The sequence below is a fragment of the Lentzea sp. NPDC004789 genome (genome assembly GCF_053601075.1).
Genome location: NZ_JBSGBE010000013.1, coordinates 64,326 through 76,955 on the forward strand (window position 1 = coordinate 64,326; position 12,630 = coordinate 76,955).

At 69.0% G+C, this 12,630-nt stretch carries 12 protein-coding genes; 5 read left to right on the top strand and 7 right to left on the bottom strand.

The genetic code is table 11. From position 1 onward, the window contains the following. Positions 1-176: 176 nt before the first annotated feature. Positions 177-1,211: a PQQ-dependent sugar dehydrogenase gene (locus ACWEIJ_RS27490; protein ID WP_449840120.1), complete on the top strand. Its 1,035-nt coding sequence runs from the start codon at positions 177-179 to the stop codon at positions 1,209-1,211. A gap of 123 nt (positions 1,212-1,334) precedes the next feature. On the opposite strand, the gene ACWEIJ_RS27495 is transcribed toward ACWEIJ_RS27490, so the two are convergent. The 3 genes from ACWEIJ_RS27495 to ACWEIJ_RS27505 all read right to left on the bottom strand — a co-directional run bounded on the left by ACWEIJ_RS27495 (position 1,335) and on the right by ACWEIJ_RS27505 (position 4,652). Further along, complete coding sequence (locus tag ACWEIJ_RS27495; protein WP_449840121.1) at positions 1,335-2,483, bottom strand: polysaccharide deacetylase; 1,149 nt, start codon at positions 2,481-2,483, stop codon at positions 1,335-1,337. A 70-nt stretch (positions 2,484-2,553) separates the two neighbouring features. Further along, a complete protein-coding gene (locus ACWEIJ_RS27500; RefSeq protein WP_449840122.1) occupies positions 2,554-3,258 on the bottom strand; it encodes a class F sortase in 705 nt (234 codons plus the stop codon). Continuing rightward, positions 3,243-4,652, bottom strand: coding sequence for an MSCRAMM family protein (locus tag ACWEIJ_RS27505; RefSeq protein WP_449840123.1), 1,410 nt, complete (start codon positions 4,650-4,652; stop codon positions 3,243-3,245). The genes ACWEIJ_RS27500 and ACWEIJ_RS27505 overlap by 16 nt, the downstream gene beginning before the upstream one ends. Positions 4,653-4,951: 299 nt before the next feature. Here ACWEIJ_RS27505 and ACWEIJ_RS27510 point away from each other — a divergent pair, with 299 nt between their 5' ends. Continuing rightward, positions 4,952-5,752 (top strand): Bax inhibitor-1/YccA family protein, encoded by an 801-nt coding sequence (locus tag ACWEIJ_RS27510; protein ID WP_449840124.1) that lies wholly within the window; start codon positions 4,952-4,954, stop codon positions 5,750-5,752. A 61-nt stretch (positions 5,753-5,813) separates the two neighbouring features. Here ACWEIJ_RS27510 and ACWEIJ_RS27515 read toward each other — a convergent pair whose 3' ends face one another. The 3 genes from ACWEIJ_RS27515 to ACWEIJ_RS27525 all read right to left on the bottom strand — a co-directional run bounded on the left by ACWEIJ_RS27515 (position 5,814) and on the right by ACWEIJ_RS27525 (position 8,376). Then, positions 5,814-6,023 (bottom strand): hypothetical protein, encoded by a 210-nt coding sequence (locus ACWEIJ_RS27515; protein ID WP_449840125.1) that lies wholly within the window; start codon positions 6,021-6,023, stop codon positions 5,814-5,816. A gap of 168 nt (positions 6,024-6,191) precedes the next feature. Further along, positions 6,192-7,412 carry an acetyl-CoA C-acetyltransferase gene (locus tag ACWEIJ_RS27520; protein ID WP_449840126.1) on the bottom strand — a complete coding sequence of 407 codons (1,221 nt, stop codon included), beginning with the start codon at positions 7,410-7,412 and terminating at the stop codon, positions 6,192-6,194. 91 nt (positions 7,413-7,503) lie between these two features. Next, positions 7,504-8,376 carry an SGNH/GDSL hydrolase family protein gene (locus ACWEIJ_RS27525; RefSeq protein ID WP_449840127.1) on the bottom strand — a complete coding sequence of 291 codons (873 nt, stop codon included), beginning with the start codon at positions 8,374-8,376 and terminating at the stop codon, positions 7,504-7,506. Positions 8,377-8,494: 118 nt separating this feature from the next. Here ACWEIJ_RS27525 and ACWEIJ_RS27530 point away from each other — a divergent pair, with 118 nt between their 5' ends. From ACWEIJ_RS27530 to ACWEIJ_RS27540, 3 genes are all read left to right on the top strand, one after another. Then, entirely contained in the window at positions 8,495-9,865 is a 1,371-nt protein-coding gene (locus ACWEIJ_RS27530; RefSeq protein ID WP_449840128.1) for a cystathionine beta-synthase, read from the top strand. A gap of 88 nt (positions 9,866-9,953) precedes the next feature. After that, positions 9,954-11,045, top strand: coding sequence for an RDD family protein (locus ACWEIJ_RS27535; RefSeq protein WP_449840129.1), 1,092 nt, complete (start codon positions 9,954-9,956; stop codon positions 11,043-11,045). Positions 11,046-11,162: 117 nt separating this feature from the next. Beyond that, complete coding sequence (locus tag ACWEIJ_RS27540; RefSeq protein ID WP_449840130.1) at positions 11,163-12,308, top strand: cystathionine gamma-synthase; 1,146 nt, start codon at positions 11,163-11,165, stop codon at positions 12,306-12,308. A gap of 61 nt (positions 12,309-12,369) precedes the next feature. Here ACWEIJ_RS27540 and ACWEIJ_RS27545 read toward each other — a convergent pair whose 3' ends face one another. Then, the gene (locus ACWEIJ_RS27545) at positions 12,370-12,615 is read right to left on the bottom strand and encodes a hypothetical protein (protein WP_449840131.1); all 246 of its coding nucleotides are present in this window, start codon (positions 12,613-12,615) and stop codon (positions 12,370-12,372) included. Positions 12,616-12,630: the final 15 nt, after the last annotated feature.

Genomic DNA, 12,630 nt, shown 5'->3' on the forward strand with positions numbered 1-12,630 from the left:
AAGTTACCTAAAGTCATCGGATGGGTGACCGCTTTGGTGACCCTCTGGAGTCAAGAGCCCATGCAAACATCGGGTCACCGTTGTGGGTTACTCCGAGCTGTGATTGGGTAACCACGCGCTGCAACACCGCCGCCGCCGCAGACCAAGTCACGAGCGGACCCAAAAGGAGAGCACACATGCGTGCTCGTCGTATCGCGGCGGCGGCAGCCTGCACTGCCGTGGCCGCATCCCTCTGCGTGATCCCGGCCTCGGCACAGGAAGGTCCGGCCGCACAGGCCGTGCGGACACTCGCCACGAAGCTCGACATCCCGTGGGACATCGAGTTCGCGCCGGACGGCAGCGGCATCTTCACCGAACGGGACACCCACAAGATCAAGCAGCTCAAGGGCACCACCGTCACCGAGCTGGACACCGTGGAGCAGGCGCAGACGACCGGCGGTGAAGGAGGCCTGCTCGGCCTCGCCCTGTCGAAGAGCTTCGCGACCGACAACACGGTCTACATCTACTACTCGACGGCGACCGACAACCGCGTCGGCCGGCTGAAGCTGGGCGGGACGCCGGAGCCGCTGGTCACCGGAATCCCCAAGAACAGGTACCACAACGGCGGCGGACTGGAGTTCGGCCCGGACGGCTACCTGTGGGCCACCACCGGCGACGCCCAGAACAAGCCCAACGCCCAGAACTGGAACTCGTTGGGCGGCAAGGTTCTCCGGTTCGACACGAGCGGGAGGCCCGCGCCCGGCAACCCGCGCTCGGGCAGCGTCGTGTACTCGATCGGCCACCGCAACGTCCAGGGCATCACCTTCGTCGGCAACACCGCGTACGCCACGGAGTTCGGCGACGCCACCACCGACGAGCTCAACCGGATCGAGGCCGGCAGGAACTACGGCTGGCCGACCTGCGAAGGCAACTGCAACACCGCCGGCATGACCAACCCGGTCAAGACCTGGCGCAACAAGGACGCCGGGCCGTCCGGCATCGACTTCTACAAAAACGCCCTCTACATCGGCGCCGTCACGGGCAAGCGCGTGTGGAAGGTACCGGTGAACGGCACCTCGCTCGGCACCCCGGAGTCGGTGTTCACCGGCTACGGCCGCGTGCGTTCGGTGGCCGCGGCACCGGACGGCACGTTGTGGCTGGGCACGTCCAACCAGGACGACAACGGCTCGCCCGGCGCGTCCGACGACCGCATCCTCTCCACCGACGGCTGACCCACCAACGGCTGACCCACCACCCGTTCGAGTGCTGCCGCACAGGCACGCGGGGCCCTTTCGTACTGCACGAGAGTACGAAAGGGCCCCGCGTGCGGCCTGCGAACACGGACGGGTGAGGGGTTAGTTGCGCGCTGCGGGCATGCGGCGGAGCTGGTCCAGCACCGCCGGATCCTGCAGCTGCATCCACTGGATCACCTCGGTGTAGGTGGCGCACACCGTTTCCGGCTTGTCGCACACGTAGGCGAGGAACTGCTCCATCGCGTTGGAGAACGCCGACCCGTTCCACTCGTTGAAGTGGTTGCCGACCACGATGGGCGCGCGGTTGCCGTTCAACGCGGCCTGGTGCACCGACTTGTAGGTGTCGAAGACGATCTGGGCGAACTCGGGCGCGCGCTCCGGCTGCTCCTGAGCGCCGTTCAGCGAGTACCAGAGGTTGAAGTCCATCATGACGACCTGCTTGCCGAGCGCGGGAACCTTCACCTCGGGCATCGGGAACTCGTACAGTCCGTTCTGGACGGACGGCCACTGCACGCCCAGCGCGACCTTGCTGGTGTCGTAAACCATCCCGTGCGCGGCCATCGCCGGGAAGGCCTGGTCCCAGATGCCTTCCAGGCAGGGCGTCCGACCACCGCGGACGGCGCCGTCGGGCAGCTTGAACCCGGCGGCCCGAGCCTTGTCCACGATCTGCTTGAACTGGTCGAGCTCGTCGTTCCACGCCTTGTTGTTCCACTTGTCGACCGACGGCTGGGTGCCGCCGGAGCAGAAGTGGCCGTTGTAGTGCGTGCCGATCTCGTGGCCCTCGTCGAGCACCTGGTTGAGGTACTGGATCCGCGCACTGATGTCCTGCCTGGTGCCGCCGAACGAGATGTCGGACGTGCCGCGCTGGAGGCCGGCCGGTGGCTGGTACTGCATCTTGTCCTGGTCGGACAGCATGTACACACCGGACAGCAGACCGGTGACGTGCGCGCCCTTCTGCCGCGCGATCGGCAGGACCTTGTCCCAGTGCTGCTTGGACACGGCGCCGTCGAAGGAGAACAGCACGAACTGCGGTGGCTTCTCACCGGGAGCGAGCTTGTGCATCCACGGCTGCTTCTGCAGCTGCTCGGGGGTGGGGACGGGCACGGTGGGCGTCGGCCCCGCATCCTTGGGGGCGGGCAGTCGCGGCGCCATCGGCAACGGACCGGACTCCGCCTGGTTCTGCTCGTCCTTGTTCGGACCGAGAGTCATCACCAGCACGAGAGCCAGCGCGAGCGCCACACCCGTGGTCAACCATCCCCACCGTTTCACACTTAAGGAGACGGATGGTCGCTCAAACGGGTTGCCCTCAGAAATTAACTGATTACGGAACGGGTTCGGCTATGACCACTCGGTTAGCTTCGTAACCCTGCCGGCCACCGATCCACGTGCCGCCGCAGGTGACCAGCACCAGCCGGTGCGGGCCGCGCGGGCCGAAGAACTCCACCGCCCTGGCCGGGAGCTCGTCCTTGCGGACGGTCTCGATCTGCGTGATGCGGAACCTGAACTCGGTGCCCGCGCTGTCGGCGATCACGACCTCGCGGCCGTTCTGCGCCTGCCACAGCTCGGCGAAGGGACCCTTGGCGCCCTTCCAGTCGACGTGCCCGGCCAGCACCGTCGCGCCCTCCGAACCCGTGAGCTCGGTGCCCCACCAGGTGGCCTCGCCGATGCCCTCCGGAACCGGCAGCACGCCGTCCTTCACCTCACGGCGGACCAGCGTGGCCGTGCCGCCCGCGGGCAGCCGGACCGAACCGGGACCGGCCTTGGGCGGCGCGGGTTGCTGCTGGGTCGGCTCGACGGGTTTGGCGTTGGCCGTGTTCGCCCCGCCGACCAGTCCGGTGAGGTCGGCACCGCGACCGGTGCTCAGGCTGTCCGCGACCGGTCCGGGACCGACCACGGGGATCTCGTCCGCGACCGCCAGCCCGGTGACGACCTCGGTCTCGGTGTTGGTGACCAGCACGCTGGTGGCGGCGACACCCGCCACCAGCACGCCGGTCAGAAACGCCTTGGGACTCACTGCCTGCGCCACACCAGGAAGCCTGCCAGCGCCGCACCCAGCAGCACCAGGCCACCCACGCCGAGCATCAGACCGGGACGCAGCTGCGTGTCGAACGACGCGGTCGCGACGGGCGTGCTGCCCTCCTGACCGGCCGGGATCGTGCTCGGCACGACCGGCTTGTTCGGCTTGTTCACCAGTTCGAGCGCGAGCGTCTGTCCTGCCGCGACCGTTCCGCACGACGCGGGCGGCGACTTCGGGTCGAAGAACTCCTCGTAACCCTTGGGCGCGGCGACCTCGACGAGGCAGATCTCCTGCGGGGTGCGCAGGTCCGGCACCTCGACCGTGCCGTCGGCGCCGGTCTGCAGCACCAGCGGCTTGCCGTCGGTGCCGACCAGGTCGGTGTCGTCCTGCTTCTTCGCGGCGCTCGTCTGGTCCTTGGCCGTGACGCGCAGGGCGACACCGGCGATGGGCTTCTTGGTCTCCGAGTCGATCTTCGTGATCTTCACGGCGCCGGGCGCGGTCTTGGCCTGCCCGTTGGCGGCAGCGGTCAGCTTCTTCTCGCCGCCCGTCGTGACGATGCGCTGCATGTTGTCCGTCGAGATCGGCTGGTGCACGACCGGCTTGTCGGCGGGGGAGTCCGCGACGGCCGCGATCGAGGGCTTCGGGCCGGTGGGGACGATCTTGATGGTGGCCGGGCTGCCGTCCGCGCCCGTGGTGGCCTTGCCGCCGACGCTGCCGTCGGCGAGCGTGGCGTCGTTCAGCGTGAACTCGATGGGCGCGTTCGGCACACCCTTGCCGTTGCTCTTGACCAGCGACACCGTCCAGGCGGACTCGGTACCGATGATCAACGGGTCCGCCGGTGCGGCCGCGCTGAGGGTCCACGGGCCGCGGTTGGCCTCGGCGTCGGCCTTCAGGCGCGCGACGGCGTCCATGACGGGCTGCGGCAGCCGGGCCGCGTAGAAGGCCGAGTCGTAGGCGAGGTACCTCGCCTCGGTGGCGTCGAGGTTCACCGCGCCGTCGACCGGGGAGGTCCAGGTGTGCAGCAGGTGCGCGAGAGCCGCGGCCTCCTCCGCCGACTGGGTCGTGGAGTAGCGCAGCAGGAGGTAGGAGATGTTCGCCGCGATGGCGGGGTCGAGCTTCTTGCCCGCCTTCGTGAGCAGCTCGTCGCCGTCCTTGTAGTCCACCTTGCTGTCCGGCGCCGGCAGCGCGTATTGCACGCACCACACCTGTTTGTTCTGCCAGATGTATGACCCGTGCCACTCACTGCCCTGCGTGGCGTGGGGCTGGAGCCCTGACGCGTTGTAGCCGATGCCCTTGACGCCGACCGCTGTCGCCGTCGTGGGCGCGGTCAGGAGCGCGAGGCCCGAGACCACCGCCACGGTGGCAAGACGTTTCCAGCCCATGTCGAATCGTGGTCCCCTCATGACCTGTGGTAACTCCGCGTGCGAGCCTGGCGGTACCCCACATCGGGGACAAGCCGCCACGAGGGGGAAGTGTGTCGTCACTCTGGGTGTGAACGTGATTGAAATGTGACGCGGCTTACTCACTTTGTGCAAGACACGCCGCGACACGCCGTAGTCTCATCACGCTCCGGAGTTAGCGCAGTATTTGCGCACGTGTGATCGTCGTCGGGGGTAAAGTCGCCTTTACCGACGGGGAACCCAGCACCGAACGTGCTCGTTGTACCCGTGACGGCGCGTAAAGCAACGCCCAGGAGGACCAGGTGCGCTCGAGCAGCAACCCGGCTTTCCGTAACCTGCCGACCGGCGGCGGGTACGGAGGCTACGCAGGCTTCGGCCAGCCACAGGCTGGCTACCAGCAGGCCCCGCCGCCGCTGACCAGCGAGCGGCCGATGACGATCGACGACGTCGTCACCAAGACGGGCATCACGCTCGGCGTCGTGGCAGTCGGTGCCGTCACGACCTACGTGACCGGGCTCGCCGGTCTCGCGTTCCCCGCGGCGATCGTCGGCCTCGTGCTCGCGCTGATCATCATGTTCAAGCGCGTGCCGAGCCCGCCGCTGGTGCTCGCGTACGCCGCCGCTGAGGGCATCTTCCTCGGGGGCATCAGCTACTACGTGGGCAAGGCGCTCGACAAGTACGTGCCGGGCAACGGCATCGCGGTGATCGGTCAGGCCGTGATCGGCACGCTCGGCGTGTTCCTCGGCATGCTGGTCGTCTACAAGACCGGCGCGATCCGCGTCACGCCGAAGTTCACCAAGTGGATCACCGGCGCCATCATCGGCGTCGGCGTGCTGATGCTGTTCAACCTGATCCTGAGCTTCTTCAACGGTGGCGGCGGCATCGGCATCCGCTCCGGCGGCACGATCGCCATCATCTTCAGCCTCGTCTGCATCGGCCTCGCGGCGTTCAGCTTCCTGATCGACTTCGACGCCGCCGACCAGGCGATCCGCGCCGGCGTGCCGGCCAAGTACGCGTGGCAGATCGCGTTCGGCCTCACCGTGACCCTGGTGTGGCTGTACACCGAGATCCTGCGCCTGCTGTCGTACTTCAACTCGGACTGACGTCCCGGGGGAGTCTCGGAGGGCGTTCCGCCGCGGCGGGGCGCCCTTCGGCGTTTCCGGGTCAGGCCCGCCAGCGCACGTCGGGAAGCTGGGTGCCCACCTTGATCAGGCAGGTCGTGCAGAGGGCGCCTGCCTGCGCACGCGACACCCGTTCGTCGGGGACCGAGTGCTCGCAGACGGCCTCGTAAAAGGTCCGCGAACCATTCGCCTGGTCGAGGGAGAAAGCATGGCATTGCAGGTCGTATTCGCTTTGCCACCACACGTACGGCATGTCCGACCCTCCTCGTTCATCGCTAGGGACGGACTCACCCTCGCCTGATGACGCCGTTGCGCGACGATTTACGTCATCGGCAGAAAGGTGGCTGACAAGTAGCTCCGTTCGGGTGAAGCGGAGCTACTTGCAAGCGTCAAATTGCAGATCTTGTGGGGAATGCCAGCGTCAGCTGAGCCGCTCGATCACCATCGCCATGCCCTGACCGCCGCCGACGCACATGGTCTCCAGACCGAACTGCTTGTCGTGGAACTGCAGGGAATTGATCAGCGTCGTGGTGATGCGGGCACCGGTCATGCCGAACGGGTGGCCGACCGCGATGGCGCCGCCATTCACGTTCAGCCGGTCCAAATCGATACCGAGGTCCTGATAGGACGGGATCACCTGGGCCGCGAACGCCTCGTTGATCTCCACGAGGTCGATGTCCGACACGGAAAGGCCGGCCAGCGCCAGCGCGCGCTTCGAGGCCTCGACCGGGCCGAGGCCCATGATCTCCGGCGACAGGCCGGAGACGCCGGTGGAGACGATCCGGGCGAGCGGCGTGATGCCGAGCTCGCGCGCCTTCGTGTCGGACATGATCACCAGCGCGGCGGCGCCGTCGTTCAACGGGCAGCAGTTGCCGGCGTTGATCCGGCCGTCGGGGCGGAACACCGGCTTCAGCTGCGACACGGCCTCATAGGTGACGCCGGCGCGCGGGCCGTCGTCGGTCGAGACGACCGTGCCGTCGGGCAGCGTCACCGGGGTGATCTCGCGCGCCCAGAAGCCGTCCGCGATGGCCTTCTCGGCCAGGTTCTGCGAGCGGACGCCGAACTCGTCCATCTCCTGGCGCGAGATCCCCTTCAGCAGAGCCAGGTTCTCGGCCGTCTGGCCCATCGGGACGTAGACGTCCGGCAGCACGTCGAGCGTGCGCGGGTCCACCCACTCCGAAGCGCCGGTCTGCGCGACGGACGCGGTGCGCGCCTCGGCGTCGGCGAAGAGCGGGTTGTGGGTGTCCGGCCACGAGTCGGAGCTGCCCTTGGCGAACCGCGACACGGTCTCGACACCGGCCGAGATGAAGACGTCGCCCTCCCCCGCCTTGATGGCGTGCAGCGCCATGCGCGTGGTCTGCAGGGAAGAAGCGCAGTACCGCGTGACGGTCGTACCGGGCAGCGAGTCCTGGCCGAGCAGCACGGCCACCACGCGCGCCATGTTGAAGCCCTGCTCACCGCCGGGCAGGCCGCAGCCGAGCATCAGGTCGTCGATCTGCGCGGGGTCCAGCTGCGGGACCTTGTCGAGCGCTGCTCGCACCATCTGCGCGGCCAGGTCGTCCGGCCGCACGTCCTTCAGCGAGCCCTTGCCCGCGCGGCCGATGGGGGAGCGGGCAGCGGAGACGATCACGGCCTCAGGCATCACGAAACTCCTCGTTGAGAGTCAAGGTTGCCGTCGAGCGTAGTTAACGCCCGCTCACCCCGGCCAGCGCACGTGACGGGAATTTCGAAACTCAGGCGTGCCGCCTTTGCAGCCATCCGGGCACGCGGGACGGGCGGACCGCCAGCGCCGCCGCCGACCGCAGTGGCACCGCGGGTGTGACCCAGCTCGGCCACAGCCCCGCCACCTGGCACAACGGCGCGAGCAGCACACCGGTGGCCGCCTCGTAGCCGACGGCGCTGGGGTGGAAGCGGTCGGAGCTGAACATGTCGACGTGCCGGGCCGTGAACTCCGGCGCCAGCAGGTTCGCGAGCGACACCGGCACACCGCCGGCCCGCCGCACGGCCTCGGTCTGCGCCGCCGCGAGCCGCAGGCTGTAGTGGTGCCCGACCGACCGCAGCGGCTGGGGGATCGGCCGCACGGTCCCGAGATCGGGACAGGTGCCCACGACGACACCGCACCCGACGGCGCGCAGCTTGCGGACCTGCTCGGCGAGCAACCGGGCGGACTCGCCGACGGCCATCCGCGACGTCACGTCGTTCGCGCCGATGATGATCAACGCCACCTGGGGTGCGTCGAGCACGGCCGCGTCGACCTGCGGCACGAGGTCCCGGGTCGTCGAACCGCTGACGGCGTAGGTGGACAGGCGCACCGGCCGTTCGGCCTCCTCCGCCAGCGCCTGGGCCAGCAGCGCGCCCGGCATCTGCGAGGGATGCGTCACACCGACGCCCACCGCCATCGAGTCGCCGAGCACGGCCAGCCGCAGCGGATCGCGGCCGTCGTCGCGGTAGACGCCGTCCGGTGCGGGCCAGAGGTGCTCCAGCACGCCGATGGCCACCCGAGCCCGCCTGCCCTGCTCGGTCAGCAACCCCACCAGCGCGCCGGAGAGCCCGCCGAGCGTCGCGGCGGTCATCGCCACCGCTCGCAGCGTTCTCAGTCCGATCATCCGCAACACCCCCTTTCCAGTGGAATCGTCGGTACCGCTGTTCGAATTAACCTCCGCTGCCACTAGAGCTAGGCTTCGTTTCGCTATCTCGGAGAGTGGGAGTGGGGAGTAGATACCGGTGGAGTACGTCGAGCACGTCATCGACCTGGTGGGCAACACGCCGCTGGTCAAGCTCAACTCCCTGACCTCGGGCATCAAGGCCACGGTGCTGGCCAAGGTCGAGTACCTGAACCCCGGCGGGAGCGTGAAGGACCGCATCGCGCTGCGCATGGTCGAGGCGGCCGAGCGCTCGGGTGAGCTGCGGCCCGGCGGCACGATCGTCGAGCCCACCTCGGGCAACACCGGCGTCGGGCTCGCGCTGGTCGCCCAGCGCAAGGGCTACAAGTGCGTCTTCGTCTGCCCGGACAAGGTCAGCGAGGACAAGCGCAACGTCCTGAAGGCCTACGGCGCCGAGGTCGTGGTGTGCCCGACCGCCGTCGCGCCGGAGCACCCGGACTCCTACTACAACGTCTCCGACCGCCTGGTCCGCGAGATCCCCGGCGCGTGGAAGCCCAACCAGTACGCGAACCCGGAGAACCCGGCGAGCCACTACCACCAGACCGGCCCCGAGATCTGGCGTCAGACCGAAGGACGGATCACGCACTTCGTCGCGGGCGTCGGCACCGGCGGCACGATCTCCGGCACCGGCCGCTACCTCAAGGAGGCCTCCGGCGGCGCCGTGCAGATCATCGGCGCGGACCCGGAGGGCTCGGTGTACTCGGGCGGCACCGGTCGTCCGTACCTGGTCGAGGGCGTCGGCGAGGACTTCTGGCCGGAGACCTACGACAAGACCATCTGCGACCAGATCGTCGAGGTGTCCGACGCGGACTCGTTCGACGTCACCCGCCGCCTCGCCCGCGAGGAGGGCCTGCTCGTCGGCGGTTCGTGCGGCATGGCCGCGGCGGCCGCGCTGCGCGTCGCGAAGGACCTGCCCGAGGACGCCGTCGTGGTCGTGCTGCTGCCCGACAGCGGCCGCGGCTACCTCTCCAAGGTCTTCAACGACCGGTGGATGGCCTCCTACGGCTTCCTCCCGCCGGACTCGACCGGTGCGACCGTCGGCGACGTGCTGCGCCGCAAGGGCGGCCAGCTCCCCGACCTCGTGCACGCGCATCCGAACGAGACCGTCGGTGACGCCGTCGCGATCCTGCGCGAGTTCGGCGTCTCGCAGATGCCGGTCGTCAACGCCGAGCCGCCGGTCATGGCCGCCGAGGTCGCGGGTGCGGTCAACGAGCGCGACCTGCTCGACGCGCTGTTCACCGGCAAGGCGCAGCTGTCGGACCGCCTCGACAAGCACATGGGCGCGCCGCTGCCCACGCTCGGCGCGGGTGAGCCGGTCGGCGTCGCGATGAACGCGCTCTCGAACGCCGACGGCGCGCTCGTGCTGGAGGACGGCAAGCCCGCCGGCGTCGTGACGCGGCAGGACATTCTGGGCTTCTTGGCTGGTCGCTGAGCGTAGAAGCCCGTGCGTCCGATAGCGTGACGCCCCAGATCAACCAGTCTTACTCGCACACGGCCCAGCCAAGGGGGTTGGAAACCGGATGAACGCTCCGCAGCCGCCAGGAAATCCGTTCGGCGGTCAGCCGCAGGAGCCCAACGCGGACGCCACGCAGGTCGTCCCGGGAGGTGGCCAGCCGTCCGCGGCGAACCCCAACCCGGACGCGACGCAGGTCGTCTCGCCTGGTCAGGTTCCTGCCGCACCGCAGCAGAACGCGGACGCCACCCAGGTCGTCAGCCCGGGGCAGGTGCCACCGGCAGCCCACGGTTCTGGCGGCTTCCCCGCCCAGGGCCCGGGCTCCGGCGGGTTCCCCAGCCAGCAGCCGCCCCCGTACGGCGCTCCGCAGCAGCCCGCCTACGGCGCACCGCAGCAGCAGCCCTACGGTGCTCCGCAGTCGAACCCGTACGGCCAGCCGCAGCAGCCGGCCTACGGTCAGCCGCAGCAGCCCTACGGTGCCCCGCAGTCGAACCCCTACGGCCAGCCGGCTCCCGGTGGGTACGGCCAGCCCGGTGGCTACGGCGCGCCCGGCTACGGCATGGCGCCGCCGCCTCCCACCGGTTACGCGGAGTGGGGCTCGCGCTTCGTCGGTTACCTGATCGATGTTCTCGCGCCGCTCGTCGTGGTCTACGCGCTGGTCTTCGTGTTCAGCATCATCGGTGCGAGCAGCGGTGACGCCGGAGCTGTGATCTTCAGCCTGCTGGGCCTCGTCCTGTGGCTGGGCTACGTCGGTTTCATCATCTGGAACCTGATCATCAAGCAGGGCCAGACGGGCCAGTCGATCGGCAAGAAGATCGCGAAGATCAAGCTGGTCTCCGAGGAGACCCAGCAGCCGATCGGTGGCGGCACGGTCTTCGTGCGCCAGCTGTGCCACGTCGTCGACGCCCTGCCGTGCTACGCGGGCTTCTTCGCCCCGCTGTGGGAGCCCAAGAAGCAGACGTGGGCCGACAAGATCATGAAGACCATCGTGGTCAACGCCCCGGAGACGGCCTCCCCGATGGGCGGCGGCGGTTACCCGCAGCAGCCCGGTACCGGTGGCTACCCGCAGCAGCCGAGCACCGGTGGTTACCCGCAGCAGCAGCCGGGTGGCTACGGCCAGCCGCCGCAGCAGGGTTACGGACAGCAGCAGGGCTGGTAAGCACCTCCAGCGAGCCAGGCCCCCGGTCACGTTCAGTGGCCGGGGGCCTGTTCTATTCCCGGGTTCACTGGCTGGACTCGTGCCGTCGACCGCCAGATGGGTGAGTACCCTTCGAACATGAGCACCCCATACGGCTTCGCCACCAGGGCGATCCACGCCGGTCAGGACCCGGACCCGACCACGGGTGCGGTGAACGTGCCCATCTACGCGACGTCGACCTACGCCCAGGACGGTGTGGGCGGTCTGCGTGAGGGCTTCGAGTACTCGCGCACCGGCAACCCGACCCGCCGCGCGCTGGAGACCGCCCTCGCGTCGCTGGAACGGGGCCGTTACGGCCGCGCGTTCTCCTCCGGCATGGGTGCGACCGACGCGGCGCTGCGGACGTTCCTCAAGCCCGGCGACCACATCGTCATCCCGAACGACGCGTACGGCGGCACGTTCCGGTTGATCGACAAGGTCTTCTCGCAGTGGGGCGTCACCCACTCGCCGGCGCCGGTCACGGACCTCGACGCCATCCGCGCCGCCGTGCGTCCCGAGACCAAGCTCGTGTGGATCGAGACGCCGACCAACCCGCTGTTGAACATCGGTGACATCGCGGCCATCGCCGAGATCGTGCACGCGGCGGGCGCCAAGTTCGTCGTCGACAACACCTTCGCGTCGCCGGCCCTGCAGACGCCGCTGGAGCTCGGCGCCGACGTGGTCCTGCACTCGACGACCAAGTACGTGGGCGGCCACTCCGACGTCGTCGGCGGCGCCCTGATCACCTCCGACGAGGAGATCGACGCGGCGTTCGGCTTTCTGCAGAACGGCGCGGGCGCGGTGCCCGGCCCGTTCGACGCCTACCTGACGTTGCGCGGCCTCAAGACCCTTGAGCTGCGGATGGACAAGCACTCGGACAACGCCGAGCTCGTCGCCGAGGCCCTGGTGCGGCACCCCAAGGTGAAGAAGGTGCTGTACCCCGGCCTGGAGTCGCACCCGAACCACGAGGTTGCGGCCAAGCAGATGCGCCGGTTCGGCGGCATGGTGTCGTTCATCGTCGACGGCGGCGAAGAGGCGGCACTTGAGGTGTGCGCGCGCACCAAGCTGTTCACGCTCGCCGAGTCGTTGGGCGGCGTCGAGTCGTTGATCGAGCACCCCGGCAAGATGACCCACGCCTCCACGGCGGGTTCGATGCTGGAGGTCCCCTCGGACCTGGTCCGCGTCTCCGTGGGCATCGAGTCCGGCGACGACCTGGTCGCCGACCTGCTCGAAGCCCTGGGCTGAAAGTCACGCGGGGACCTTTCGTACTCTCGGTGAGTACGAAAGGTCCCCGCGTGCGTTACCGCTAAGGCTTCTTGGAGCCGCCGAACCTGTCGACGTTGTCGGCCTCGGCCGCGGGCGCCGCCGGAAGGTCGGCGCCGTTGACGCAGCCGCCGACGAACTCGATCGACTCGCCGGTGCGGACGAAGCGGCCGGCTTCGTCACACCCGGCGTGCGCCACGGTCAAGAACGCCGCTCCGGTCAGTGCCGCAGCCGTGGTCACGGCTCCGACCAGCGGAATCACCGCGGCCACGCGTCGTGCGAGTGCCATGCCACCTCCCCACGA

Bases quoted from the DNA above. Each gene is read 5' to 3' on its own strand.
- ACWEIJ_RS27535 (WP_449840129.1), top strand. From the start codon at position 9,954: ATGAACGCTCCGCAGCCGCCAGGAAATCCGTTCGGCGGTCAGCCGCAG.
- ACWEIJ_RS27525 (WP_449840127.1), bottom strand. From the start codon at position 8,376: ATGATCGGACTGAGAACGCTGCGAGCGGTGGCGATGACCGCCGCGACG.
- ACWEIJ_RS27515 (WP_449840125.1), bottom strand. From the start codon at position 6,023: ATGCCGTACGTGTGGTGGCAAAGCGAATACGACCTGCAATGCCATGCT.
- ACWEIJ_RS27505 (WP_449840123.1), bottom strand. From the start codon at position 4,652: ATGAGGGGACCACGATTCGACATGGGCTGGAAACGTCTTGCCACCGTG.
- ACWEIJ_RS27545 (WP_449840131.1), bottom strand. From the start codon at position 12,615: ATGGCACTCGCACGACGCGTGGCCGCGGTGATTCCGCTGGTCGGAGCC.
- ACWEIJ_RS27490 (WP_449840120.1), top strand. From the start codon at position 177: ATGCGTGCTCGTCGTATCGCGGCGGCGGCAGCCTGCACTGCCGTGGCC.
- ACWEIJ_RS27540 (WP_449840130.1), top strand. From the start codon at position 11,163: ATGAGCACCCCATACGGCTTCGCCACCAGGGCGATCCACGCCGGTCAG.
- ACWEIJ_RS27520 (WP_449840126.1), bottom strand. From the start codon at position 7,412: ATGCCTGAGGCCGTGATCGTCTCCGCTGCCCGCTCCCCCATCGGCCGC.